This is a genomic window from Sellimonas sp., assembly GCF_047234585.1.
In the GTDB taxonomy this organism is placed as follows: domain Bacteria; phylum Bacillota; class Clostridia; order Lachnospirales; family Lachnospiraceae; genus Sellimonas; species Sellimonas caecigallum.
The window spans coordinates 1-24,705 of the sequence record NZ_JBKSWG010000016.1 but is presented as its reverse complement, the minus strand read 5'-3'; the positions used below and the strand labels follow the sequence as shown (position 1 = coordinate 24,705).

The 24,705-nt window shown below is 45.3% G+C and carries 21 protein-coding genes, 1 tRNA gene and 1 pseudogene; 21 read left to right on the top strand and 2 right to left on the bottom strand.

The genetic code is table 11. From position 1 onward, the window contains the following. The first annotated feature begins 11 nt into the window (after nucleotides 1-11). From ACLROL_RS07950 to ACLROL_RS07930, 5 genes are all read left to right on the top strand, one after another. The gene (locus ACLROL_RS07950; protein WP_087213076.1) at nucleotides 12-245 is read left to right on the top strand and encodes a polya polymerase; all 234 of its coding nucleotides are present in this window, start codon (nucleotides 12-14) and stop codon (nucleotides 243-245) included. 86 nt (nucleotides 246-331) lie between these two features. Next, a complete protein-coding gene (locus ACLROL_RS07945; protein WP_413067653.1) occupies nucleotides 332-3,796 on the top strand; it encodes a DNA polymerase III subunit alpha in 3,465 nt (1,154 codons plus the stop codon). Nucleotides 3,797-3,897: 101 nt separating this feature from the next. Then, a complete protein-coding gene (gene pfkA, locus ACLROL_RS07940; RefSeq protein WP_087201285.1) occupies nucleotides 3,898-4,872 on the top strand; it encodes a 6-phosphofructokinase in 975 nt (324 codons plus the stop codon). A 135-nt stretch (nucleotides 4,873-5,007) separates the two neighbouring features. Continuing rightward, nucleotides 5,008-5,862: a glutamate racemase gene (gene murI / locus ACLROL_RS07935; RefSeq protein WP_087201148.1), complete on the top strand. Its 855-nt coding sequence runs from the start codon at nucleotides 5,008-5,010 to the stop codon at nucleotides 5,860-5,862. Nucleotides 5,863-5,877: 15 nt separating this feature from the next. Next, nucleotides 5,878-6,369, top strand: coding sequence for a DUF1934 domain-containing protein (locus ACLROL_RS07930; RefSeq protein ID WP_158096539.1), 492 nt, complete (start codon nucleotides 5,878-5,880; stop codon nucleotides 6,367-6,369). 56 nt (nucleotides 6,370-6,425) lie between these two features. Here the strand turns inward: ACLROL_RS07930 and ACLROL_RS07925 are convergent, their stop codons facing one another. Beyond that, complete coding sequence (locus tag ACLROL_RS07925) at nucleotides 6,426-6,905, bottom strand: ABC transporter ATP-binding protein (RefSeq protein ID WP_087201143.1); 480 nt, start codon at nucleotides 6,903-6,905, stop codon at nucleotides 6,426-6,428. 137 nt (nucleotides 6,906-7,042) lie between these two features. Here ACLROL_RS07925 and cls point away from each other — a divergent pair, with 137 nt between their 5' ends. The 7 genes and pseudogenes from cls (at nucleotide 7,043) to ACLROL_RS07890 (ending at nucleotide 15,213) form a co-directional block, all read left to right on the top strand. After that, complete coding sequence (cls, locus tag ACLROL_RS07920) at nucleotides 7,043-8,518, top strand: cardiolipin synthase (RefSeq protein WP_087201141.1); 1,476 nt, start codon at nucleotides 7,043-7,045, stop codon at nucleotides 8,516-8,518. Between the two features lie 77 nt (nucleotides 8,519-8,595). Beyond that, entirely contained in the window at nucleotides 8,596-9,648 is a 1,053-nt protein-coding gene (tig, locus tag ACLROL_RS07915) for a trigger factor (protein ID WP_413067652.1), read from the top strand. Between the two features lie 121 nt (nucleotides 9,649-9,769). After that, nucleotides 9,770-10,480, top strand: coding sequence for a M48 family metallopeptidase (locus ACLROL_RS07910; RefSeq protein ID WP_413067651.1), 711 nt, complete (start codon nucleotides 9,770-9,772; stop codon nucleotides 10,478-10,480). Nucleotides 10,481-10,482: 2 nt separating this feature from the next. Then, nucleotides 10,483-12,030, top strand: a complete 1,548-nt coding sequence (locus tag ACLROL_RS07905; RefSeq protein WP_413067650.1) for a YARHG domain-containing protein — start codon at nucleotides 10,483-10,485, stop codon at nucleotides 12,028-12,030. A 243-nt stretch (nucleotides 12,031-12,273) separates the two neighbouring features. Then, nucleotides 12,274-13,671, top strand: a complete 1,398-nt coding sequence (locus ACLROL_RS07900) for an MATE family efflux transporter (protein ID WP_413067649.1) — start codon at nucleotides 12,274-12,276, stop codon at nucleotides 13,669-13,671. A gap of 17 nt (nucleotides 13,672-13,688) precedes the next feature. Next, a pseudogene (locus ACLROL_RS07895) lies at nucleotides 13,689-14,492 on the top strand (N-acetylmuramoyl-L-alanine amidase); the annotation flags it as partial. A 43-nt stretch (nucleotides 14,493-14,535) separates the two neighbouring features. After that, nucleotides 14,536-15,213 carry a hypothetical protein gene (locus ACLROL_RS07890; protein ID WP_413067648.1) on the top strand — a complete coding sequence of 226 codons (678 nt, stop codon included), beginning with the start codon at nucleotides 14,536-14,538 and terminating at the stop codon, nucleotides 15,211-15,213. Between the two features lie 48 nt (nucleotides 15,214-15,261). Here ACLROL_RS07890 and ACLROL_RS07885 read toward each other — a convergent pair whose 3' ends face one another. Beyond that, nucleotides 15,262-16,557, bottom strand: coding sequence for an HlyC/CorC family transporter (locus tag ACLROL_RS07885; RefSeq protein WP_087201129.1), 1,296 nt, complete (start codon nucleotides 16,555-16,557; stop codon nucleotides 15,262-15,264). A 207-nt stretch (nucleotides 16,558-16,764) separates the two neighbouring features. Between ACLROL_RS07885 and murB the strand changes: the two genes are divergently transcribed. The 9 genes from murB (at nucleotide 16,765) to ACLROL_RS07840 (ending at nucleotide 24,481) form a co-directional block, all read left to right on the top strand. Continuing rightward, complete coding sequence (gene murB / locus ACLROL_RS07880; RefSeq protein ID WP_413067647.1) at nucleotides 16,765-17,673, top strand: UDP-N-acetylmuramate dehydrogenase; 909 nt, start codon at nucleotides 16,765-16,767, stop codon at nucleotides 17,671-17,673. Between the two features lie 55 nt (nucleotides 17,674-17,728). After that, a complete protein-coding gene (rapZ, locus tag ACLROL_RS07875) occupies nucleotides 17,729-18,607 on the top strand; it encodes an RNase adapter RapZ (RefSeq protein WP_087201125.1) in 879 nt (292 codons plus the stop codon). A 4-nt stretch (nucleotides 18,608-18,611) separates the two neighbouring features. Continuing rightward, a complete protein-coding gene (whiA, locus tag ACLROL_RS07870; protein ID WP_413067646.1) occupies nucleotides 18,612-19,577 on the top strand; it encodes a DNA-binding protein WhiA in 966 nt (321 codons plus the stop codon). Then, nucleotides 19,574-19,831, top strand: coding sequence for an HPr family phosphocarrier protein (locus tag ACLROL_RS07865; protein WP_087201121.1), 258 nt, complete (start codon nucleotides 19,574-19,576; stop codon nucleotides 19,829-19,831). Before whiA ends, ACLROL_RS07865 begins: the two co-directional genes overlap by 4 nt. Nucleotides 19,832-19,839: 8 nt before the next feature. Further along, nucleotides 19,840-20,811 (top strand): diacylglycerol/lipid kinase family protein, encoded by a 972-nt coding sequence (locus tag ACLROL_RS07860; protein WP_087209719.1) that lies wholly within the window; start codon nucleotides 19,840-19,842, stop codon nucleotides 20,809-20,811. 47 nt (nucleotides 20,812-20,858) lie between these two features. Then, nucleotides 20,859-20,930, top strand: a tRNA-Glu gene (locus tag ACLROL_RS07855). A 26-nt stretch (nucleotides 20,931-20,956) separates the two neighbouring features. Then, the gene (gene fba / locus ACLROL_RS07850; RefSeq protein WP_087201116.1) at nucleotides 20,957-21,823 is read left to right on the top strand and encodes a class II fructose-1,6-bisphosphate aldolase; all 867 of its coding nucleotides are present in this window, start codon (nucleotides 20,957-20,959) and stop codon (nucleotides 21,821-21,823) included. A 72-nt stretch (nucleotides 21,824-21,895) separates the two neighbouring features. Further along, the gene (locus ACLROL_RS07845) at nucleotides 21,896-24,016 is read left to right on the top strand and encodes a glutamine synthetase III (protein ID WP_287449415.1); all 2,121 of its coding nucleotides are present in this window, start codon (nucleotides 21,896-21,898) and stop codon (nucleotides 24,014-24,016) included. 3 nt (nucleotides 24,017-24,019) lie between these two features. Next, nucleotides 24,020-24,481: a DUF1700 domain-containing protein gene (locus tag ACLROL_RS07840; RefSeq protein ID WP_413067645.1), complete on the top strand. Its 462-nt coding sequence runs from the start codon at nucleotides 24,020-24,022 to the stop codon at nucleotides 24,479-24,481. Nucleotides 24,482-24,705 lie beyond the last annotated feature (224 nt).

Genomic DNA, 24,705 nt, shown 5'->3' with positions numbered 1-24,705 from the left:
GGAGTGAAAAGATGAAAGTACAGAATATCACAAATATCGACAAGTTTTTTGAAGTAGTAGACAGCTGCAGCGGAAGAGTGGAGCTGGTTACAGGAGAAGGAGACAGACTGAATCTGAAGTCCAAGTTATCTCAGTACGTTTCCATGGCAAATATTTTTTCCGGCGGAGAGATCCCGGAACTGGAGATCATCGCATACGAAAAAGAAGACATTGACAAACTTGTCAATTTCATGATTAACGGTTAAGAAATGATAAAAAGGCCGGGGTGCGTTCCCCGGCCTTTTTATTCTGATAGAAAGTGTTCAAGACAAGAAGGATTAGGAGGAAAAGCATGAGTTTTGCACATTTGCATGTACATACAGAATACAGCCTTCTGGACGGTTCCAACAAGATAAAGGAATATGTGGCGAGAGTCAAAGAACTTGGCATGAACAGTGCAGCGATTACCGATCACGGCGTCATGTTCGGCGTGATCGATTTTTATAAAGAGGCAAAGAAAGCAGGGATCAATCCGATTCTCGGATGTGAGGTTTATGTAGCTCCGGAGTCCAGGTTTGACAGGGAAACCGGGCACAGTGACGACCGCTATTATCATCTCGTCCTCCTTGCGGAGAATGACGAAGGATATCACAATTTGATCAAGATCGTATCACGGGGGTTTACAGAAGGATATTACTATAAGCCGAGGGTAGATAAGGAACTTTTGAGAAAGTACAGCAAAGGGATCATTGCCCTGAGTGCTTGTCTCGCGGGAGAAGTACAGAAGAATCTCGTGAGAGGGCTCTATGAAGAAGCGAAAAAGGCAGCCTATGAGTACGAAGAAATTTTTGGAAAGGGAAATTTTTTCCTTGAGCTCCAGGACCACGGGATGAGTCTGCAGAAGACAGCAAATCAAGGACTTTTACGCCTTGCACAGGAGACGGGGATCGAACTTGTGGCCACAAATGATGTCCATTACACTTACGCTGAAGATGAGAAGCCTCATGACATCCTTCTTTGTATACAGACAGGAAAAAAATTGGCTGATGAGAACAGGATGAGATATGAAGGCGGACAGTATTATGTCAAAAGCGAGGAGGAGATGAAAGAGCTCTTTCCGTATGCCCTTCAGGCAATTGAAAACACACAGAAGATTGCAGACCGATGCCATGTGGAGATTGAGTTCGGCGTGACAAAACTCCCGAAATATGATGTCCCGGAAGGTTATACCTCCTGGGAATATCTCCGAAAGCTCTGCCTGGAAGGGTTTGCAAGGCGGTATCCGGAGAAGCCAAAAGAGCTGAAAGAGAGGCTGGAATATGAGCTTGGCATCATAAGATCCATGGGGTATGTAGACTATTTCTTGATCGTATGGGACTTTATCAAATACGCCAGGGACAACGATATTATAGTGGGACCTGGGCGTGGATCGGCTGCAGGAAGCATCGTATCTTACTGCCTTGGCATCACGAGTATTGACCCCATCCGATACAATCTTCTCTTTGAACGTTTTCTCAATCCGGAGCGTGTCACGATGCCGGATATTGACGTGGATTTTTGTTTTGAGAGAAGACAGGAAGTCATCGACTATGTAGGGAGAAAATATGGTGCAGACCGTGTCGTACAGATCGTGACTTTTGGTACGATGGCGGCGAGGGGAGTAATCCGTGATGTGGGGCGTGTTATGGATCTTCCATATGCATTTGTAGATGGGATTGCGAAGATGATTCCGACAGAGCTGAATATGACGCTTGACCTGGCTCTGACGAAAAACCCGGAGCTTCGGAAAGTGTACGAGACAGACGAACAGGTCCGGGAACTCATCGATATGAGTAAACGTCTGGAAGGTCTGCCGCGTCATACATCCATGCACGCGGCGGGAGTCGTTATCAGTCAAAAAGCCATCGATGAGTATGTGCCGCTGTCTCTTGGAGCCGACAACTCTGTGACGACCCAGTTTACGATGACGACGCTGGAGGAGCTGGGACTGCTGAAAATGGATTTCCTGGGGCTTCGGACCCTCACTGTGATTCAAAATGCGGTAAAGCTGGCAGAAAAAAGTACCGGAAAAGAGATCGATATCGATAAGATCGACTACAATGACAAAGCGGTCCTGGATTCCCTTGGCACTGGCAAGACGGACGGAGTGTTCCAGCTGGAAAGTTCAGGTATGAAAAACTTCATGAAAGAACTGAAACCGCAGAATCTGGAAGATATCATAGCTGGCATTTCTCTTTATCGTCCAGGCCCGATGGACTTTATCCCTCAGTATATCCGGGGAAAAAATCATCCGGATGAGATCACATACGATTGCCCGCAGCTAAAACCGATCCTGGAAGCCACATACGGATGTATCGTATACCAGGAACAGGTCATGCAGATCGTTCGGGATCTGGGAGGATATACACTCGGGCGAAGTGATCTGCTTCGCCGTGCGATGTCAAAGAAAAAGGCTGATGTGATGGAAAAGGAGCGCCAGAACTTTGTCTATGGCAATCCGGAAGAAGGGGTGCCGGGATGTATTGCAAATGGTATTGACGAGCAGACGGCCAATAAGATTTATGATGAGATGATCGATTTTGCGAAATATGCGTTCAATAAATCCCATGCCGCCGCTTACGCTGTCGTTTCTTACCAGACCGCTTATCTGAAATACTATTACCCTGTGGAATTCATGGCAGCTCTCATGACATCTGTCATCGATAATCCAAACAAAGTGGCGGAATATATCTATTCCTGCAAAGAAATGGGAATAAAACTGCTCCCGCCGGATATAAATAAAGGATATGGGGACTTTTCTGTGGATGGCAGCAATATACGGTATGGCCTTGCAGCCATCAAAAGTATTGGCCGTTCTGTCATCGAAGATATTCTGGCAGAAAGGAGCATGCGCGGAGAATTCAAAAATCTCCGTGATTTCGTGGAGCGCACGTCGGGAAAAGAAATCAACAAAAGAACCATCGAAAATTTCATCAAATCCGGTGCATTTGACTGTTTTGCAGGGACAAGAAAGCAGCATATGATGGTCTATATTCAGATCCTTGACCAGGTAAACCAGGAGAAAAAATATTCCATGGCAGGACAGCTGAGCCTTTTTGACATTGTAGATGAAGAACAGAAAAAGGAGTTTGACATCCGATTTCCTGATGTAGGGGAATATGAGAAAGAGACGATGTTGGCTTTTGAAAAAGAAGTTCTTGGGATTTATGTAAGCGGCCATCCGCTCGAAGAGTATGAAGAAAAATGGAAGCGTGGAATCTCCGCCACAACCTATGACTTTCAGTATGATCAGGAAACAGGACATACGAAAGTACGGGACGGAGCAAAAGAGACAGTAGGAGGCATGATCACGAGCCGTACGATCAAATACACAAAGACGAACAAAGTGATGGCGTTTATTACCCTGGAAGATCTTCTCGGTACGGTGGAGGTTGTTATTTTCCCGAAAGACTACGAGAAAAATCAGCAATATCTGGAAGTGGACAGAAAAGTATTTGTGCGGGGAAGGGTGTCTGAGGAGGATGAATCGGCCAGCAAGCTGATCTGTGAATCCATTATTCCTTTTGAACAGACGTCAAAAGAACTTTGGATCCAATACCCGGATAAGGAGACGTTTTTGCAGGAAGAACTTCTTCTTTATTCTATGCTCCATATGAGCGAGGGGCAGGACAAAGTGTTCATCTACTGTAAAAAGGAACGTGCTGTCAAACAGCTTCCTGCGGGGAAAAATGTGGAGATTTCAGAAGAACTCATGAGCAGATTGACGAACTATTTCGGGAATGAACGCGTGAAAGTAGTCGAAAAGTCGAAGATATAGGAAAAATATTGAAAAAGCAAAATAAATAGTTTAAAATATGTTGAGAATATTCAGAAGAACAAAAACACATTCAACAAGGAAACCTTATGGAGGGAAAGACGATGGCAAAACAAATCAGAACAATTGGTGTTTTAACGAGCGGCGGCGATGCGCCTGGTATGAATGCGGCTATCCGTGCAGTTGTAAGAACAGCACTTGGAAATGGAGTTAAAGTCAGAGGTATCCGCAGAGGATATTCAGGACTTTTAAATGAAGATATTATTGACATGACGGCACGTGATGTTTCAGATACAATCCAAAGAGGAGGTACGATCCTTCAGACTGCAAGATGTCTGGAAATGTGTACAGAAGAAGGACAGCAGAAAGCAGCAGCAATCTGTAAAAAATATGAGATTGACGGGCTTGTGGTCATTGGTGGAGACGGTTCTTTCAAAGGAGCCAGAGCGCTGTCCAATCTTGGAGTAAACACGATCGGAATCCCGGGAACCATCGATATGGATATCGCCTGCACAGAATACACGATCGGATTTGACACCGCTGTGAACACAGCGATGGAAGCGATCGATAAAGTGCGCGATACATCTACATCCCATGAAAGATGCAGTGTTGTGGAAGTAATGGGACGCGATGCGGGATACCTGGCTCTGTGGTGCGGTATTGCCAATGGAGCGGAAAAGATCCTTCTTCCGGAAGAGCATGATTACAATGAAGAACAGATCATTCAGGATATCACAGAGAACAGAAAACGTGGCAAGAAGCATTACATCATCATCAATGCCGAAGGTGTAGGCGATTCCGCAAATCTTGCAAGAAAGATCGAGGAAGCCACGGGAATGGAGACGAGAGCTACGATTCTAGGATACATGCAGCGGGGAGGAAGCCCGACAGCAAAAGACCGTGTATATGCGTCTATCATGGGAGCAAAAGCGGTACAGCTTCTTATGGAAGGTAAGACAAACCGTGTCGTAGGATATAAGCATGGGGAATATGTAGATTTCGATATCGACGAGGCGCTGGATATGCAAAAAGCAATCCCGGCTTATCAGTATGATATCGCAAAAGGTCTTTCCATCTAATAATAGGAACAGACAAAAGATAGAGACAGAATGCTGTAAAAGTGTGTGCTTTTGCAGCATTTTGCTTTTTGCCTTGAAAAATAAAAAGAGAGATTGTAAAATGAAAGGCAGAAGAGTGATAAGGAGAAAAAAAGAGTGAGTATAGATAATAAAAGAACGGCTCCGATCGGAGTGTTCGATTCCGGGGTCGGCGGACTGACCGTGACAAGGGAAATCATGAGGCAGCTTCCGGATGAGAATATGGTGTATTTCGGAGATACCGCCAGAGTGCCGTACGGGAGTAAATCCAGGGACAACATTATCCGTTACAGCAGACAGATCATCCGTTTTCTGAAAACAAGGGATGTGAAAGCGATCGTTATTGCCTGCAATACGGCAAGCGCCCTGGCGCTTGACGTTGTAAAAAAAGAGACGGATATACCGGTAATGGGCGTGATCGTTCCTGGTGCCAGAGCTGCTGTCCAGGCCACATCCAATAAGAAAGTAGGAGTCATCGGGACAGAGGCGACGATACGCAGCAAGATGTACTCCCGGACAATCCGGGAAATGGATCCGGATGTAGAGGTAATCGGGAAACCGTGCCCCCTTTTTGTACCTCTGGTAGAGGAAGGGTTTGCCAAGCATCGGATTTCGGAGGAAGTGATTGATTATTATCTGGCGTCTATGAAAGAATCCGGGATTGATACGATGATTCTTGGGTGTACCCACTATCCGCTGCTACGGTCCAAAATTATGAAATATCTGGGGGAGGAGATCCGGCTGGTCAATCCGGCATATGAGACGGCAATGGAATTGAAAGTGCTTTTAAAAGAACTGGGCATCCAAAATGTCGGAAAAGACATAGATCCGGATAAACAAGAGGAATCTTGTGCAAACGGTTCCTATGAGTTCTATGTGAGTGATGCGGCAGACAAGTTCAAGCACTTTGCCAACTCTATCCTTCCATACGATATCCGGACGACACAGCAGATCAATATAGAAGAATATTAGGAGATGGTAGGGAAGATGACAAGAGAAATACTACTTCAGATAACAGGAATACATGCGGAGAGTTTGGAAAATGGATCAAAGGAAAAAGATGCGGAGTCAGTGGAATTTGTTGTTCCTGCTGATTATTTCTTTAAAAATGGAAAACATTATTTCGTATACGACGAGGCTTCTCGCGGCGGTAAAAAGATTGTCAAAAGCAAGATCAAGATAAACGAAAAAGAAAAGACAGTAGAGATCATGAAAAACGGACAAATGGGAGGAATGCTGTTTTTTGAAAAAGACAGAAGAGCGCTTACATGCTACAGCACTCCGTTTGGACAGGTGTTTTTTGATATATGGACGACAGGGCTTGATATTACGATAGAGGAAGACGAAATATTTTTGGATATTCGTTACACGGTAGAAGTGGATCAGCGCCCGGCTATAGACTGTCATGCCAAGATTTGCGCCTACAGCAAAGGGAAAGGGACAAAGTCAGAAGAACTTCTGCAAAAGATCACAGTCTAACACGATCAGATAAAGAGCATAAAAAAGGCTGCCAGGGATGGCAGCACTTTTATTTGCTATTTTTTCTTGTTATTCTTTTCGGCGCTGCTGTTCATAGCGGCTTCTTTTGCTCTGGCCAAGAATCCTTTTTTCTTTTTCGGAGTCTCCAGAGGTCCCCTGACACCTTTGGCGCCGGTAATGTAAATACCGCTGATAGTAGCTTTGATCTCCTTCTTGACCGGAATCAGCGGAAATACCTGATCATCGCACATGAAAGTCATGATCTTAGGTCCGACCTTTGCCTTTACTACAGCCACTTTGGAACGGCGCAGATATTTCGGCGTATTCTCAAGAACAATAGAAGGGAACCCCGCCTCTTTGATTTTCATACGGCCTTTGTCGATAACGAGCATAGAAACGGTCTGGGACATTGCTTCCATCTTTTCCTGTGCTTCGGCCTGTCTTTTCTGAGCTCTTTTTCCGAGGAAATAGAGAACGATCAATAAGATTACAATGATGGCCAAAACGATAAGAGATATCTTAAATGCAAGGCTCATGATTACTCTCCTCCAATCTTTTGTTGCACATGTTGTATTGTAGCATTGTTTTCGCCTAAGTGCAAGAGGTTTGAAGCCTGCTTGCATCTTTTTTGCCGTCCCGTTATAATGAAGAGAAGAAATGAGGTGGAAAAAAGATGGAAATGATATTGGATACGGCCAAAATGGTCATTCTGTGGATACTGGACAATCTTGTGTTTATCAATATCCTCCTGTCCATCGTTATCATTTTTTTTCAAAGGAGAAATCCAACAGCGGTCTGGACATGGCTTTTAGTACTGTATTTTATTCCTATCTTGGGATTTGTGCTGTACCTCATCGTAGGGCAGGATTACAGAAAAAGCCGGATGTTTAAGATGAAAGAGATCGAAGGCGAGATCAAATATGCGGTGCGCAGACAGGAAGAATCGATCTATCGGAAAAAACTGCGGCTCAAGACGCCGCAGATGGAGCGTTTTCAGAGTCTGATCTTATACAATCTAAACGCAGGAGAAGCGGTTCTTACGGACAACAATGACATCCGGATCTATACGGACGGAAAAGAAAAATTTCTTGCCCTGATCCAGGAGATGGAACAGGCAGAGAACTATATTCATCTTCAGTATTATATTATACGGGACGATGAACTCTGGCACGACATCGAGAAAGTACTTGTAAAAAAGGCCAGAGAAGGAGTTGAGGTAAGAGTTCTTTTTGACAGTATGGGCTGCCGTAAGATGAAGGAGAGGGCGTGGCGCAGGCTGGAGGAAGCAGGCGTGCAGGTGGCTGAATTTTTTCCGGCATTTTTGGGCCAGCTCCAGCTGCGGATCAATTACCGGAATCATAGAAAGATCGCCGTCGTGGACGGACGAATTGGATTTGTAGGCGGATTTAATATTGGAAGGGAATATATTGGACTGGACACGAAAAAATTCGGTTACTGGAGAGACACACATCTGTGCATAGAAGGGTCTGCAGTCACATCTCTGGCAGTCAGGTTCGTTTTGGACTGGAATTATGCGGCAAAAGAGAATCTTTTTCTGGAAGACAGGCTTTTTGCCATACCGGAATACCGACGAAACGGCAATTCTCTTGTTCAGATCGTATCCAGCGGCCCAGACTCCAAGTATGATACTGTGAGGGATAACTATCTGAAAATGATCCAGATGGCGGAGAAGAGGATTTATTTCCAGACGCCGTATTTCATACCGGATCAGGCGATACTGGATTCCCTGAAGATTGCGGTAAAATCCGGGATCGATGTGCGGATCATGGTTCCGTGCAAACCAGATCATCCGCTTGTATACTGGGCGACCTATTCCTATCTGGGGGAGATGGCTCAGGCGGGAGCAAAGTGTTATACGTACCAAAATGGTTTTCTTCACGCAAAAACGATGACGGTGGACGGACTTGTAAGCTGTGTAGGCACTGCTAACATGGATATCCGAAGCTTTCAGCTGAATTTTGAAGTCAACGCTACCATTTACAGTGAGACAACGGCAAAAAAACTGGAAGAGGCATTTGAGAACGATCTGATGCACTGCGAGGAAGTGACGGAGGAAACGTACGAACAACGTACACTTTTGATCCGGATGAAAGAGCAGGTATCGAGACTCTTCTCGCCGCTTCTGTAAGGAATATATCTTGTAAAGAGATGGAAGATATGATATAACAGTTGTTGTGTATGATTTGAGAAAAAAGGAGACTATAAATGAAAAAAAGAATGACAGCAGTGATGGCCGGAGTGTGTATGGCGGCCGTGGTTGCATTTGCAGGATGTGCGCCAAAAGAAATCGAAAATGACTATGTAAAGATCACAGGCTATAAAGGCATTGAAGTGGATAATGTGAAAAAAACGAAAGTAACTGATGCGGACGTTGATACACAGATCGAAAACATGCGGCAGTCTTACGCCACTTACACCGATGTGACAGACCGGGCGGTGCAGGACGGAGATACCGTCACGATTGATTACAGTGGGAAAAAGGACGGGGTGGCTTTTGAGGGCGGCACTGCTCAAGACCAGCAGCTGGAGATAGGATCCGGAACCTTCATCGATGGATTTGAGGAAGGGATTATCGGACATAAGACGGGAGAGAGTTTTGATCTCAATTTGACATTCCCGGATAACTACAGAAATGAAGAGCTGAGCGGGCAGCCGGTCGTATTCAGTGTTACTCTGAAGAAGATCCAGCAGAAAAACCTGCCGGAAGTCAACGACGACTTTGTGACGATGGTAAAAGGAGAAAAGACAACTGTCTCCGAATACAAAAAAGAGATCAAAGAGATGCTGGAACTCAAAGCAGAGAGTGACTATCAGTCTGCAAAGCAAAGTGCTATTGAGAAGACATTGATGGAAAATGTCGAAGTGAAAAAGTATCCGGAAAAAAAGGTAGAAGAATACACGGAGATGATGAAAAGTCAGTATCAGCAGATTGCAGATGCAATGCAGGTTGAGTATGCAGATGTGATACAGCAATACACAGGAATGGATGAGAAAACATTTGAGACTGAATTGGATAAACAGATCAAAGATGTCATCAAACGCCAGGAAGCTCTGGATCTGATCGCAAAAGAAGAAGGAGTGAGTGTATCGGACAAAGACATCGATCAATGGCTGAAAGACTACGCTGCTTTGAATCAGATTTCGGTTGAAGACTTAAAAAGTCAGAATACCGATGAGGAGATCAAATCAAATGTGCAGCGGGAAGAAACGGTAAATTGGCTGTGGGACAATGCAAAGATAAAAAAAGATGATAAGTAAGAAGGAAGGCGGACCGTGACATTGGAAGTGCGGCCCGCTTTTTGGCATATAAAGGATAAAAGTATTGCGCAAACAGGAGAAAAAGACGATAATAGAAAGAAAGGGACTGGGGGAGAAAAGAGTGAAGCACTGTTTCCGAAAAGATGATGCGATCATGTTTGATTATGATCTTACAAGGACAAAGAGAAAGACAGTGGAAGTGGTCGTTTTTCGAAACGGTAAGGTAGGGGTAAAAGCTCCATACTGGATGTCGAGACCGGTCATTGAGAATTTTTTGTCTGAAAAGTCCGCCTGGATACAGAAGCATGTAGGTAAGGCTGAAGAGCAAAACGCGGATTGCCAACCTAAGAAATTTGCGGATGGGGAGACGTATTTTTATCTGGGAAACGAGTATACTTTGAAGACGGGGAAGCAAACGGACAGGGGAGTACGGATTTCGGGGAAGGATCTTCTGATTGGCGGAGCTTTTACTTCCTCTGATGAGAGGTACAGGAGACTGGAAAAATGGTATCGGGAAAAGGCGAAAGAACATATCGCAGAGAGAGTGAGACAGATTTCGGAACAGACTGGCTATGTGCCGAACAGAATTACCGTCAAGACCCAAAGGAAACGTTGGGGGAGCTGCAGCAGCAGACGGAATGTGAATTTTAATTGGAAATTGATCATGCTTCCGGAGAAAGTGATCGATTATGTGATCATACATGAGTTGTGCCACCTGAAAGAGATGAATCATTCCAAGGCGTTTTGGGGCGAGGTGGAGCGGATCATGCCGGATTACAGACAATACAGAAAGTGGCTGAAAGACAATGCAGGGAAAGTTGAGTGGGAGTAAGTATGAGAGAAAATCTTAAGACAGCAGTAGAATTGGCAAAACAAGGAGAGATAGAAGGATTCGATCGGATATACACGGAAACTTGTGAAGATGTATATTTCAGGGCCAGACTAATGATGGGAAACCGCGGAGAGGCAAAAGCTTTGGTAAAACAGGTGTACCTTGTTGTATTCCGGACCATACAGACACTACAGGACAATTCCAAGATGGAAAAGTGGCTGTATACGGTTTTGTATAAACTGGGAGAAAGAGAATGCAGAAAGAAAAAGGGACTCAACCTGGAAGAGGAAAACACAGCTCCGCCTTGGGAAGGAGTATCTAGACCGGACACAACTGCAGAAAAGCAAAAGATAGCAAGGATACTGAAAAGTGGATATAAGAAACTCGGCTCTGCCGGAAGGCTGATTTGTCTTGCTTGCTATTACGAAAAGTGGAAGACGGAAGACGTGGCCCGCATTTTCAGAATTGCGGAAGAGAAGGTGCAGGGAATTCGGGAGTATGCAAGGATTGAGCTTGGACTTAGGTGTGCGGAGAAAGGATATGAAAGTGTCGATGTCTCCGAAGAGATGATGTACCTGATGTTTGAGCTTTTGAGAGAAGATGCGGAAGAAGAAATACGACAGACGAAACTGGACGATCTTTATCTGGAGATTCAGGAAGGATTGGACTACGCAGAGGAAGAAGGAAAGGATGATAAAAAGGGATTTTCATTTAAATGGTTGATTGCAATCCTGACCGGAGCAGCCGTTTTGATCGGTCTTGCAGCGGCTGGTGGACACTATCTGGGACAGCATGTGGCAAAAAACGGAGCCGAGACAAAAAAAGAGCAGGGGCAAAAAGAAACAGGGGAGGAAAAATGGAGCCTTGCAAGCTACAGAGGAAACTGGTGCGACGAGGCAAATGCAGACAATACTGTCATGGATCCAGACGGACTGGACGAAATCAACATCAAGACGGCAGGGAATCAAAAGATCATTTTTGACATCCGGCATACCTATGGGGCAGAAGAAGATTATGCATTCCGTGGTGCCAACGACGTGACGGGAGTTGTATTTGACAAAAAAGCATCCTTTACCTTCTCCGATGAGAGCGGAAACAGGATGGAAGGAGTTATCGAATTTCTTGATGATGCCCTGAAAGTATCGGTAAAGCCGGCGTCGGGAACGCAGCCTCAAGGGTTGACTGCTGAAATGGAGTGTACAATGAAAAGGGATGCGTACTATGGCGAGAGGATGACAGAAGAAGATGCCCAGGAGGAAGAGATGGAGGTGTCTGGAGACTATATATTCCCGGACAGTGATAAGCGTCTTCTCACAGAAAAAGACTTTGAGGGAAAGACGAGACAGGAGCTGCGATTAGGGAGAAATGAAATCTTTGCCCGAAGGGGGAGAGCATTTCAGACAAAAGATTTAAATGAATGGTTTTCATCAAAAGACTGGTATGACCCAAAATATACAGCAGAAGAATTTACCCAAAATGTGCAGCTCAATCAGTATGAGATAGAAAACAGCAACCGCATTCTTCAGGCGGAGAGCCAGGCGGATGAATAGATGTTTTATCACAGAAATAAAACTTCTCGCATATGTTGTTATAAAAACACATATGCGGGAGTTTTTTATGGCTGTTTCTATTATGCTTGATGCAGGACAGGGCGGATGAAAGATGTGCGGATATGTAAAGCGGCAAAACAGGTGTGGACATCTGTTTTATTCTGAACTATACTAAAAGATACAGGTTTTTGCACCGGCGTGTTAATGTGCCTATGACATAATAATAAGAGAGGAAGAGGAAACATGGCAAAGCAAAAGAAAGAGACGAATCTTGGGAAAGATCCGGTAGGCAGACTTTTGTTCCGGTTGGCTGTTCCGGCAATTACAGCCCAGATTGTAAACGTACTTTATAATATGGTAGACAGAATGTATATCGGGCATATCCCGAAAATCGGAGCTGCGGCTCTGACAGGAGTGGGTGTCACATTTCCGATCATTATGGTCATCAGTGCATTTGCGGCTTTAATGGCGATGGGAGGTGCGCCGAAAGCCTCCATTATGATGGGAAAAGGCGATCGTGAGACAGCTGAGAAGATCTTGGGAAACTGTACAAGCGGAACGATTGCAGCGGGATTGATCCTGACGGTTTTGCTCCTTATTTTTGGAAGAGATCTGCTGATGCTTTTCGGCGCAAGTGAGAATACGATTGGCTATGCAGATACTTATATGAAGATTTATGCCTGCGGCACACTTTTCGTACAGATCGCACTTGGACTCAACACATTTATCACGACTCAGGGGTTTGCGGGAACAAGTATGCTGAGTGTTGTTATAGGGGCGGTTACAAATATCATTCTGGACCCGATTTTTATTTTTGGATTTGATATGGGAGTAAGCGGGGCAGCTCTGGCAACCATCATTTCTCAGGCGCTCTCAGCTGTGTGGGTACTCCTGTTCCTGACTGGAAAGAAGACGACGCTGAAGATCCGAAAGAAATATCTGAAAATTGACCCGAGACTTTACGGATCATGCCTGGCTCTTGGGATGTCTCCGTTTATCATGCAGGCCACGGAAGGAGCAATCACAGTGTGCTTCAACTCCTCATTGCTTCGATATGGCGGGGATATTGCGGTAGGAGCGATGACGATCCTGAGCAGTGTGATGCAGTTTTCCATGCTGCCGCTTCAGGGACTTACACAGGGAGCCCAGCCGATTGTCAGCTTCAACTATGGTGCAGGTAATATGGAACGAGTGAAGAAAGCGTTCTTTCTTCTCCTGCGTGCCTGCGTGATCTACTCAACACTGCTTTGGGCAGTGGCGGTTTTTGCGCCGCAGGCATTCATTATGATCTTTACATCTGATGCGGATCTTTCTGCCTATACGGAATGGGCGATGCGGATCTATATGGCAATGTCTTTGATCTTTGGTATCCAGGTTGCATGTCAGCAGACATTCATTGCACTTGGAAATGCGAAGACATCCCTGTTTCTTGCTGTCCTTCGTAAGATCATTCTGCTGATTCCTTTGATTTTTGTCCTTCCGCTATTCTTTACAGACAAAGCGATGGCTGTATTTTTGGCGGAACCAGTCGCAGATACACTTGCGGTGGCAACGACAGCTACAATGTTTTTTGTTCAATTCCGAAAACTTTTGAAAAGAATGGAAAAAGGAACAAAGAGTGAGGAAAAGGCGGAGGCATAGGATAACAGCGCAGATATGAGACGGCACATGGAGGGAGAGACCCCGGAGCAGTTTACAAAGGAAGACAGGAGAAGGACGATGCGCTCAAACTTACGCTTGCCGTCGGAGAAATCCTGTCTAACCGGGGACTGGATGTACAGTACACCAGGACGACAGATGTGTATGAAACCCCTTATCAGAAAGCGATGAAGGCAAATGAAGCGGGGGTCGATTATTTTGTGTCTATACACAGAAATTCTTTTCCGACCGACAACGCGGTATCGGGGGTGGAAAGCCTTGTCTATGATCTTTCCGGAGTTAAATATGAGATGGCGGAAGATATCAATGACCAGCTGGAAACTATCGGTTTTCGAAATCTGGGAGTGAAAGCGAGACCGAATCTTGTTGTTCTGAAACGTACGAAGATGCCGGCAGTGCTCGTCGAGGCCGGATTTATCAATTCCGATACGGACAATCAGCTTTTTGATGATAATTTTGATGCCATTGCCGAGGCAATCGCAGAAGGAATATTGGATACATTGCTGCAAAATCCAACATCCTCCCAGAATCCTGGATCATTCCCGGATGTGATGCCTCAGATTCCATCCGAGGAAAGTGAACAGGAAGCATATCATATTCAGGTGGGAGCTTTCCGGAATCCGGAATATGCAGAGCGGTTAAAAAATGAGCTTTTAAACGAAGGATTCCCGGCTTTTGTAAATCAGATCGGACCATTTTACAAAGTGCTTGTAGGACATTTCACATCCGTCGATCAGGCGGCAAGTACAGAGCAGGCACTTCGGCGGTCTGGTTATCAGACAGTCGTTGTTTCGCAGTTGTGAGAAGCAGGAACTTGAATGCAGAAAAAATAAAAGGAGAGATACAATGTCAGGAAAACTGGAATTTCAGGGAAAACTGGGGTGGATTCTGGAAGAGGCCAAGGAACATGGCGGAAGAATCCGAAGAGAAGATGTAGAAAAATATTTTGAAGAAGATCATTTAAGCGAACAGCAGATGGAACTTGTATACGACTACCTTTTATCACAGAAGGTAGCCGTATCTGGGTATGAAAGAAAGTTCGGAAAGATCGTGGATGCGGAGGAGAAGGAACTGTCTGTTCTCACACCTGAGGAAGAGCGATATCTGGAAAACTATGAACAGGAGATTGGTGCGTGCAGGGAAAAGATGGGCCCTTGGCTTGAAAAAGTTCTCGACATTGCCCGCAAACTTCACGACGGCAGTGTGTTTCTGGGGGATCTTGTGCAGGAAGGGAATGTCAGCCTGATGCTTTCTATGGAGGAGACGCAGGATGAGGAAAAAATCCTGGAAGCGGTAGAGACGGGGATCGAAGCATTTCTGGCGGAACAGAAGGACGTAAAAATCCGCGACAACAAGATGGTAGAAAAAGTAGACGAGCTGGAGGAACAGATCCGTAAGCTGAAAGAAGAGATGGGCCGAAAGATTACGCTGGAAGAGCTTGCACTCTACACAGAAAGAAGCGAAGCGGAGATTAGGGCAGTTCTGAAACTGGCCGGGGAAGAGATACAGGAAGAAGACAAATAGAATGGAAAACGAAAAAACGAGGCAGAGTGTTGAAACTCTGCCTCTCTGTTATTCCTCGTCTTTTTCTTTTGTTTCTTTTTCCGGATGTACCCATTGTGGAGGGAGATAAACGTGAACGTCTTCCACGCGGTTTTTGTCCAGCTTTTCCACGACAAGCCGAACACCATCCTCGGTCGTTACCTCATCTCCCTCAGCAGGAAGACGATCCAGTCGCTCGATGATAAATCCGCCGAGAGAATCGTAATCGTCGGATGCAAGAGAAAGCCCCAGTTCGTCGTTGAGGTCGTCCAGATTTGTGGAACCTTCCACAATATATTCATGGGTGTCAAGTTCTTTGACATCCTCATCTTCATCCTCGTCATATTCATCGTGGATTTCGCCGACAATTTCCTCTAGGATATCTTCCAGAGTGATCAGACCGGCTGTTTCGCCGTACTCATCCAGGACGATAGCGATATTAAATTTGGCATCCCGCATCTCTACCAGAAGTTCGGAGATGTTTTTATATTCGTATGTGAAATACGCTTCTCTGAGAATGTCCCGCACATGAAATTCTTTGGAACTGTCATATAAAAGAAGGTCTTTCATATTAATAGTACCAACCACGTTGTCGGTCGTTTCCTCGTAGACCGGAAGCCTGGTAAATTTATCTTCACGGAAGATCTCGATGAGTTCTTCGTAAGTGCTGTCGATATCTGCGAAGGTCATATGAACACGCGGCACCATGACATCCTTCGCCTTGGCATCGCCCAGGTCGAATACATTATATATCATTTCCTTTTCTTCGGATTCGATAACACCGTCCTCATGACTCACGTCCACGATCGTCCTCAGTTCGGTTTCGGTCATGGTCTTGTCCGGTTTATTTGGATCGATGTGCAGGAGAAGCAAAATGCCTCTTGAGAGCAGATTGATCAGGAAGATAACCGGTGTCATGATCTTGGTAAAGAGCCGGATGATCGGAGAGTAGGCCAGACTGATTTGTTCTGAGTGGAGAGTTGCCGTTGTCTTCGGCGTGATCTCTCCAAAAATAAGAATCAGTATGGTAATGGCGGCGTTGGCCACAGCGATCGCCGATCCTCCGAACTGGTAAGCGATACTCGTGGTCAGTGAAGCTGCGGAAATATTTACGATATTATTTCCGATCAGGATGGCGGTCAGCATTTTCTGAGAATTGTCTGAAAGCCAAAGCACCAGCTTCGCGCGCTTGTTTCCCTCATCTGCAAGGGAACGCATGCGAATCTTATTGGACGTAGTAAGTGCCGTCTCCGCAGAAGAAAAAAATGCGGACAAGGCGAGAAGACACAATAAGACGATAATTTGTATGACAGTAGTCGAGTCCAATGAAAAGTTCACTCCTTTTGTGATAAAAATATAATTTTTTAGTCTTCCATTTGCGGGGAATGCTCATACTAATATCCCGATGTACAGACCATGTTATCATTTTACCGTATTCTATCTTAATTTTCAAGAGTACGTTGAATTTGGCAGGGCTTTGATGTATGATAGTGGGGAAAATCAGAACAGAAATAAAATGGAGATAACGACAGTATGAATAAAGAGATTTATGAAGGACTTCTGGCATGTCTTTCGGCAGAAAAAGTAAAAACGGGGGAGTTGATGGCAAAACATACGACATTTCGGATCGGAGGCCCGGCAGATTTTTTCGTGCTCCCGGAAAATGTGCAGGAAGTGCAAAATGTCATAGGATTTTTGAAGGAAAAAGGACAGCCATATTATATACTTGGAAACGGCAGTAATCTTCTTGTGAGCGATAAAGGTTACAGAGGGACGATAGTCTGTCTGAGCAGAATGAATGGCATTGAGGAAAAAGACGGCGCCATCTTCGCTCAGGCCGGCGCGCTCATGTCCAAGATAGCAGCAAAAGCGTTGGAAAATTCCATGGCAGGGTTTGAGTTTGCATCCGGGATACCGGGAAGTGTAGGCGGCGCGGTTGTCATGAATGCAGGAGCATACGGCGGAGAAATGAAAGATGTCATCGAAGAAGTGACAGTTTTAAATGAGGAGAACGAAATTGTGACGATGCGAAATGAGGAGCTGGAGTTCGGCTATCGGACAAGTGTTGTCATGAAGAGAGGATATACAGTGCTGAGTGTGAAGATCCGCCTGGAAAAAGGAGAAAAAGAAAAGATAAAAGCACTTATGGACGAACTGAAGGAGAGAAGAACAAGCAAGCAGCCGCTGGAATACCCGAGCGCGGGCAGCACGTTCAAGAGGCCGGAAGGATATTTTGCCGGAAAACTTATTCAGGACAGCGGTCTTTCTGGATTCCGTGTGGGAGGAGCAAGGATCTCCGAGAAGCACAGTGGATTTGTCATAAATGGGGGAGATGCCACAGCAGAAGACGTGAACAGCCTGATGCAGCAAGTATCAGACAAAGTATATGAGAAATTCGGTGTGAGACTGGAGCCGGAAGTAAAGCGGCTTGGAGAATTTTAGCGGCTGAACAAAAAGATTGAGGAAGATAACGGGAAGAGAGTGGAAAGGGGTACAGATGCGTATAGTAATCGTTACCGGGATGTCCGGTGCAGGGAAATCAACAGCACTGAAAATACTGGAGGATGCAGGGTATTTTTGCGTAGATAATCTGCCAATCCCGCTCGTTCCAAAATTCATGGAGATGATCCTTCTCCCGGGGACAGAATACACAAAGGTGGCGCTTGGCATTGACATCCGTGGAGGGCAAAATTTTGACGAGATGGCAGACATTCTAAAACATTTTCAAGAGACGGGGATCAAATTTGAGATCTTGTTTCTGGAGGCAGGCGATGCGGCGCTGATCAAGCGGTACAAAGAGACGAGACGAGCGCACCCGCTAACTGGAGGCGGAAGAGTAGATAAAGGGATCGAGGAAGAAAGAAGGAGACTTTTATTCCTGAAGCGGCATGCGGATTACATCATAGATACGAGTCAGATGCTTACAAGAGAGCTGCGCTCAGAGATGTATAAGATTTTCATTGAGAACAAAAATTACAAAAATCTGTATGTTACGATCCTCTCCTTCGGATTCAAGTATGGGATACCAGAGGATGCGGATCTTGTGTTTGACGTGCGTTTTCTGCCAAATCCATATTATATCGAAGAATTGCGACCGATGAGCGGAAATGATGAGCCTGTAAGGGAGTATGTCATGAAAAGTCCTGTGGCCCAGGAATTTCTGAACAAACTGACGGATATGATCCAGTTTTTGATTCCAAACTATGTGACAGAAGGAAAGAATCAGCTTGTCATCGCTGTTGGGTGTACCGGTGGAAAACATCGGTCTGTCACACTGGCCAACGGCCTTTATCATGCCCTCGAGCAGGATGAAAGTTACGGGCTGAAAATCGAACACAGAGACATAGAGAAAGATGCCAAGGTGAAAGGAAAGTAAGGATATGTCATTTTCAGGGAATGTAAAAGAAGAACTTCTTGGACACATCAGTACAGCCAGGCATTGCCAGATCGCAGAGCTTTCGTCTATTCTTCTTTTCTGCGGCAGAGCAAAATGGGGGGAGGGGAGAATCAGAACTCTGAAAGTACAGACGGAAAATGAAGCTGTTGCAAGAAAATGCTTTACATTGTTGACAAAAGCGTTTAATATAAAGGCTGAAATTTCTACGCGCCAAAACCAGGAGAAAAAAAGTGTCATGTACACGATTTCGGTCGATGACTGCCGGGATGCGGCAAGAGTGTGGAAAGCAGCAAAACTATCAGAAAGCACAGTGGAAACGGGAGGGTTCTCCACAGTCAGCGGCCTGGTCACACAGAATGGCTGCTGTAAAAGAGCTTTTTTGCGGGGGGCATTTTTGTCTGCGGGATCTATGAGTGACCCGAAAAAATCTTATCATTTCGAAATCGTATGTTCGTCAGAGGAGAAGGCTTTGCTGCTTCAAAAACTGATGTGTGATTTTGAGATGGACGCTAAGGTTGTAAAAAGAAAAAAAATGTTTGTCGTATATCTGAAAGAGGGAGCACAGATCGCGCTGATGCTGAATGTTATGGAAGCCCCGGTAGCGCTCATGGAGCTGGAGAATATCCGGATCTTAAAAGAGATGCGCAATTCGGTCAACAGAAAGGTAAACTGCGAGACTGCCAATATCAACAAGACGGTGTCGGCTGCGGTAAAGCAGGTGGAAGACATTTCTTACATTGATGAAAAAATGGGGCTTGACAAACTTTCAGAAGGGCTTGAGGATATTGCAAGAACGAGACTGAAGTATCCGGAGGCGACGCTAAAAGAGCTTGGAGAACTGATGGCAGAGCCTATAGGGAAGTCAGGCGTCAACCACAGACTCCGCCGATTGGGGCAGATTGCCGAAAAATTGAGGGAAGCAAATGGAGTGCAAGGAGGTACAGTATGATTAAGAAACCTTTGAAGATTAAATGTGATGACGGATTAGATGCAAGACCGATTGCGCTGCTTGTTCAGGAAGCAAGTCAGTACGAAAGCAGGGTGTTTATCGAAATTGGTAATAAAAAGATCAATGCCAAGAGTATCATGGGGATGATGAGCCTGAAACTGAGCGGCGGAGAGAATCTTACAGTTGTGACAGAAGGAGCAGACGAGGAGGCAGCTGCGAAAGGGATAGAGAAATTCCTGGAGCATGCCAGATAGAACATAGAATGAAAAAGATACTTTTTATTTATAATCCGAATGCGGGAAAGGGGCTTCTGAAGCCAAAGCTTTCGGATATTATCGATATTTTTGTGAAGAGCGGATGCGAGGTAGTCATATATCCGACCCAGAGTTATCACGATGCGTACCGGAAGGTACGGGCATTTGACGATCAGTATGATATCGTCGTGTGCAGCGGCGGGGACGGAACGCTGGACGAAGTCGTGACGGGAATGATGAAACGGAAAAACCATGTTCCGGTCGGATATATTCCGACAGGAACAACAAATGATTTTGCCAACAGCCTTCATATTCCGAAAGATCTGTTGAGTGCGGCGGATGCCGCGGTCAACGGAACGGAATTTCACTGCGACATAGGTACTTTTAACAATGACATTTTTGTGTATGTGGCAGCGTTTGGTTTGTTCACAGATGTTTCCTACCAGACAAAGCAGGAGATGAAAAACATGCTTGGACATCTGGCGTACGTGCTGGAAGGAGCAAAGCGTCTTTTTGATATTCCGTCTTATCATGTCAAAGTATCTTTCGATGGGGAAGAGGTGGAGGATGATTTCATATTTGCCTCTGTTACAAATTCCCGTTCAATGGGTGGATTCAGAAACATGTTTGGACATGAGGTGGAGTTTGACGATGGAGAGTTTGAAGTGACGCTCGTAAAGACACCGAAAAATCCGCTGGAGCTTCAGGGAATCCTGACTGCACTTATGCGAAAACAGAAAGATTCCAGCTATATGTATAATTTCAAAGCGAAAAAGATCCGTTTTGAATCTCTTGAGGAGATCCCGTGGACCTTGGATGGGGAATTTGGCGGAGAATTTGATAAAGTTACGATAGAAAATATGCGGCAGGCACTGTCGATCATGGTGCCGGAAGAGAAGGCTCAGGAGCTGATCCACTACCCTTACAAAAAAGATTTCAAAAATCTTGAAGAAAAAGACTTGTATATTTCTGAAAAATAAGATACAATAATGCAAGTGAGGAGTACATCTGATGTACACCAGCAAATGGCCCCCTGGTCAAGCGGTCAAGACGCCACCCTCTCACGGTGGAATCAGGGGTTCGATTCCCCTGGGGGTCATACCTTAAAGAAGTGGAGGAAAAAATATGTTAGTATCAGCAGCTGAAATGTTAAAGAAAGCAAAAGCAGGACATTATGCAGTAGGGCAGTTCAACATTAACAACCTGGAATGGACAAAGGCTATTTTGACAGCCGCAGAAGAGACAAAGTCTCCGGTTATCCTCGGCGTATCTGAAGGTGCCGGAAAATACATGGCAGGCTATAAAACCGTAGTAGGAATGGTAAATGGCATGCTTGAAGAAATGAAGATCACAGTTCCGGTTGCCCTTCACTTAGACCATGGTACATATGAAGGATGCCAGAAATGCATCGAAGCAGGTTTCTCATCTATCATGTTTGACGGATCTCATTATCCGATTGAAGAAAATGTAGAAAAGACAAAAGAACTCGTTGCAACCTGCAAAGAAAAAGGAATGTCTTTGGAAGCTGAAGTTGGTTCTATTGGCGGAGAAGAAGACGGGGTAGTCGGAGCAGGCGAATGTGCAGATCCGAAAGAATGTAAGATGATTGCAGACCTGGGTGTAGATATGCTGGCTGCAGGTATCGGAAACATCCACGGAGTATATCCGGAAAACTGGAAAGGATTAAGCTTTGAGACACTGGATGCTATCCAGGAACTCACGGGAGATATGCCGTTAGTACTTCACGGCGGTACAGGAATCCCGGATGACATGATCAAAAAAGCAATTTCTCTTGGAGTTGCCAAGATTAATGTAAATACAGAATGTCAGCTTGTATTTGCTGAAGCTACACGTAAATACATTGAAGAAGGCAAAGATAAAGAAAAGAAAGGCTTTGACCCGCGTAAACTCTTAAAACCGGGAACAGAAGCGATTGTAGCAAAAGTAAAAGAAAAAATGGAATTATTTGGTTCCGTTGGAAAAGCTGAATAATTGAAAAAAAGAATATAAGGCATTCCATTCATTGGAGTGCCTTTTTGTGTATCAGAAGATGGAGGAAAAACGATGGAAGAAATCAGAACAGGTGTGAATGTGGCAGAGATTTTTGGGAAAAATGTATTTAATGATACTGTAATGCAGGAACGTCTTCCGAAGAAAATATACAAAGAGTTGAAGAGAACGATTGAAGAAGGAAAAGAGCTCGATCTTGCAACGGCAGACGTCATTGCTCACGAGATGAAAGAGTGGGCGATCGAGAAAGGAGCCACGCACTATACGCACTGGTTTCAGCCTCTTACAGGGGTCACTGCGGAGAAGCATGACTCGTTTATCTCCGCTCCGATGTCTAACGGGAAAGTGCTCATGAGTTTTTCGGGAAAGGAGCTCATCAAAGGAGAACCGGATGCGTCGTCTTTCCCATCCGGCGGACTTCGCGCCACATTTGAGGCGCGCGGATATACCGCGTGGGATCCAACATCTCCGGCATTTGTTAAAAAAGATGAAAACGGGTGTATCTTATACATTCCTACAGCATTTTGCTCCTACACAGGAGAGGCTCTCGACCAAAAAACACCGCTTCTGCGTTCCATGGAGGCCATAAACAAACAGGCTCTAAGATTTTTGCGTCTGTTTGGAAATACTACATCAAAAAGAGTAAAACCATCCGTTGGCATCGAGCAGGAGTATTTTCTTGTAGATCGCCAGAAATATCTTCAGAGAAAGGATCTTGTATTTACAGGGCGGACTTTATTTGGAGCGATGCCGCCGAAAGGGCAGGAGCTAGATGATCACTATTTCGGAAGTATCCGGGCCAGGATTGCTTCTTTTATGAAGGAAGTGAACGAAGAACTCTGGAGACTGGGAGTGACAGCAAAAACACAGCACAACGAGGTGGCTCCGGCACAGCATGAGCTTGCTCCGATTTATATGGAGTGCAATGTTGCGGTCGACCACAATCAGCTCATCATGGAGACGCTTAAAAAGGTGGCGGAGAAACAGGGACTCCACTGTCTTCTCCACGAAAAGCCATTTGCAGGAGTCAACGGATCCGGAAAACATGACAACTGGTCTCTCACGACGGATGACGGGAAAAATCTTCTGGATCCGGGAAAGACACCACATGAAAATATCCAATTTCTTTTGATGCTGTTGTGCGTCCTCAGGGCTGTGGACAAGCATTCCGCGCTTTTGAGAGAGTCTGCGGCAGATCCGGGAAATGACCATCGCCTCGGCTCCAGCGAGGCACCCCCGGCTATCATCTCCGTTTTTCTGGGAGAACAGCTGGAAGATGTGCTGGAACAGCTTGTGAACACGGGAAATGCCACCCATAGTCTGAAGGGCGGCAAGCTCCAGACAGGGGTAAAGACACTTCCTGGACTAAACAAGGATGCCACAGACAGAAACCGGACATCTCCATTTGCCTTTACGGGAAATAAGTTTGAATTCCGTATGCTTGGCTCGAGAGATTCCGCGGCAGCGCCGAACGTGGTGCTCAATACGATCGTAGCAGAGTCTTTATGCGAGACGTGCGATATGCTGGAAAAGGCTGAAGATTTTGACAAGGCTGTTCATGATATTATCAAGGAATATGCGACGGAACACCAGAGGATCGTGTTTAACGGAAACGGCTATGCCCAGGAATGGGTAGAAGAGGCAGAAAGAAGAGGACTCCCGAATCTTTCAAGTATGGTAGATGCTATCCCTGCTCTTGTGTCTGAAGATGCCATCCGGATGTTCGAAAAGTTCCATGTATTTACAGAAGCCGAGCTTCGTTCCCGTGCGGAGATCAAGTATGAAGCCTACTCCAAGGCGGTTAACATTGAAGCACGGACAATGATCGATGTGGCAAGCAAACATATCATTCCGGCAGTAATACGGTATACAAGAACATTGGCTGAGACGGTCAATGCAGTCACGCAGGCTGGCGCTCAGGCAGAAGTACAGTTAGGGCTTTTGAACGATACAGGAAGGCTTTTAAAGGAAGCGAAAGAGGCTCTTGATATTCTGATCGCTGAGACGGGCAAAGCGTCTGAGATGGGTGAAGGGGAAGATCAGGCAAGAAGATTCCGTGAGCATGTCGTTCCGGCAATGGATGCCCTCAGAAGACCGGTGGATGAGTTGGAGATGATTGTAGATAAAGAAGTATGGCCAATGCCATCCTATGGAGATTTGATATTTGAGGTATAATGTATGAATCGAAGCGAGTTTTTGAATAGACTTCGTGAAGCGCTTGAGAATGACTTGGGCGGATCAGCAGTGCAGGAACATATCTTATACTATGACGAGTATATCAGAAACGAGATCAGAAACGGAAAGACCGAACGGGAAGTTCTTGATATGCTGGGGGATCCTTGGATCATCGCGAAGACTATTATCGCGGCGGGGGGAAATGCCGCAACGCAGGAAAATAGTTCCTGGTCCTACGATACCGGGGACGAGGAGAAAAGAAATAACAAAAGTCGTGGAGACATGATCGCTCACATACTTGGAATTGACACGTGGTGGAAAAAAATTCTTTTTTTTCTCGGAGTTATCCTTGTAATCCTTGTTATTTTTGCGGTCATCACGGGAATTGTGCGGCTGCTTTTGCCGATTGTCATCCCGCTGCTTTTGATCCTAGTTTTTTTTCGCATTTTCGGAAGACGTAACTGAGAATATGATCTAAAAAACATAAAATGTGAATGTAAATGCGCGCAGCCGGACGAGGAAGCGGATACTTCCAGTTCAGTCTGCGCGCATTATAAATATTCCGGTTTCTATTATCAGCAGATTTTCTGCAAAGTCCTGTAAGGTATTTCGAGCAGAAGTCGTGGAAAAAAGAAAAGTAAAAGACCGATGGGGGAGCCATCGGTCTTTTGAGGGGAGTATAAATAATT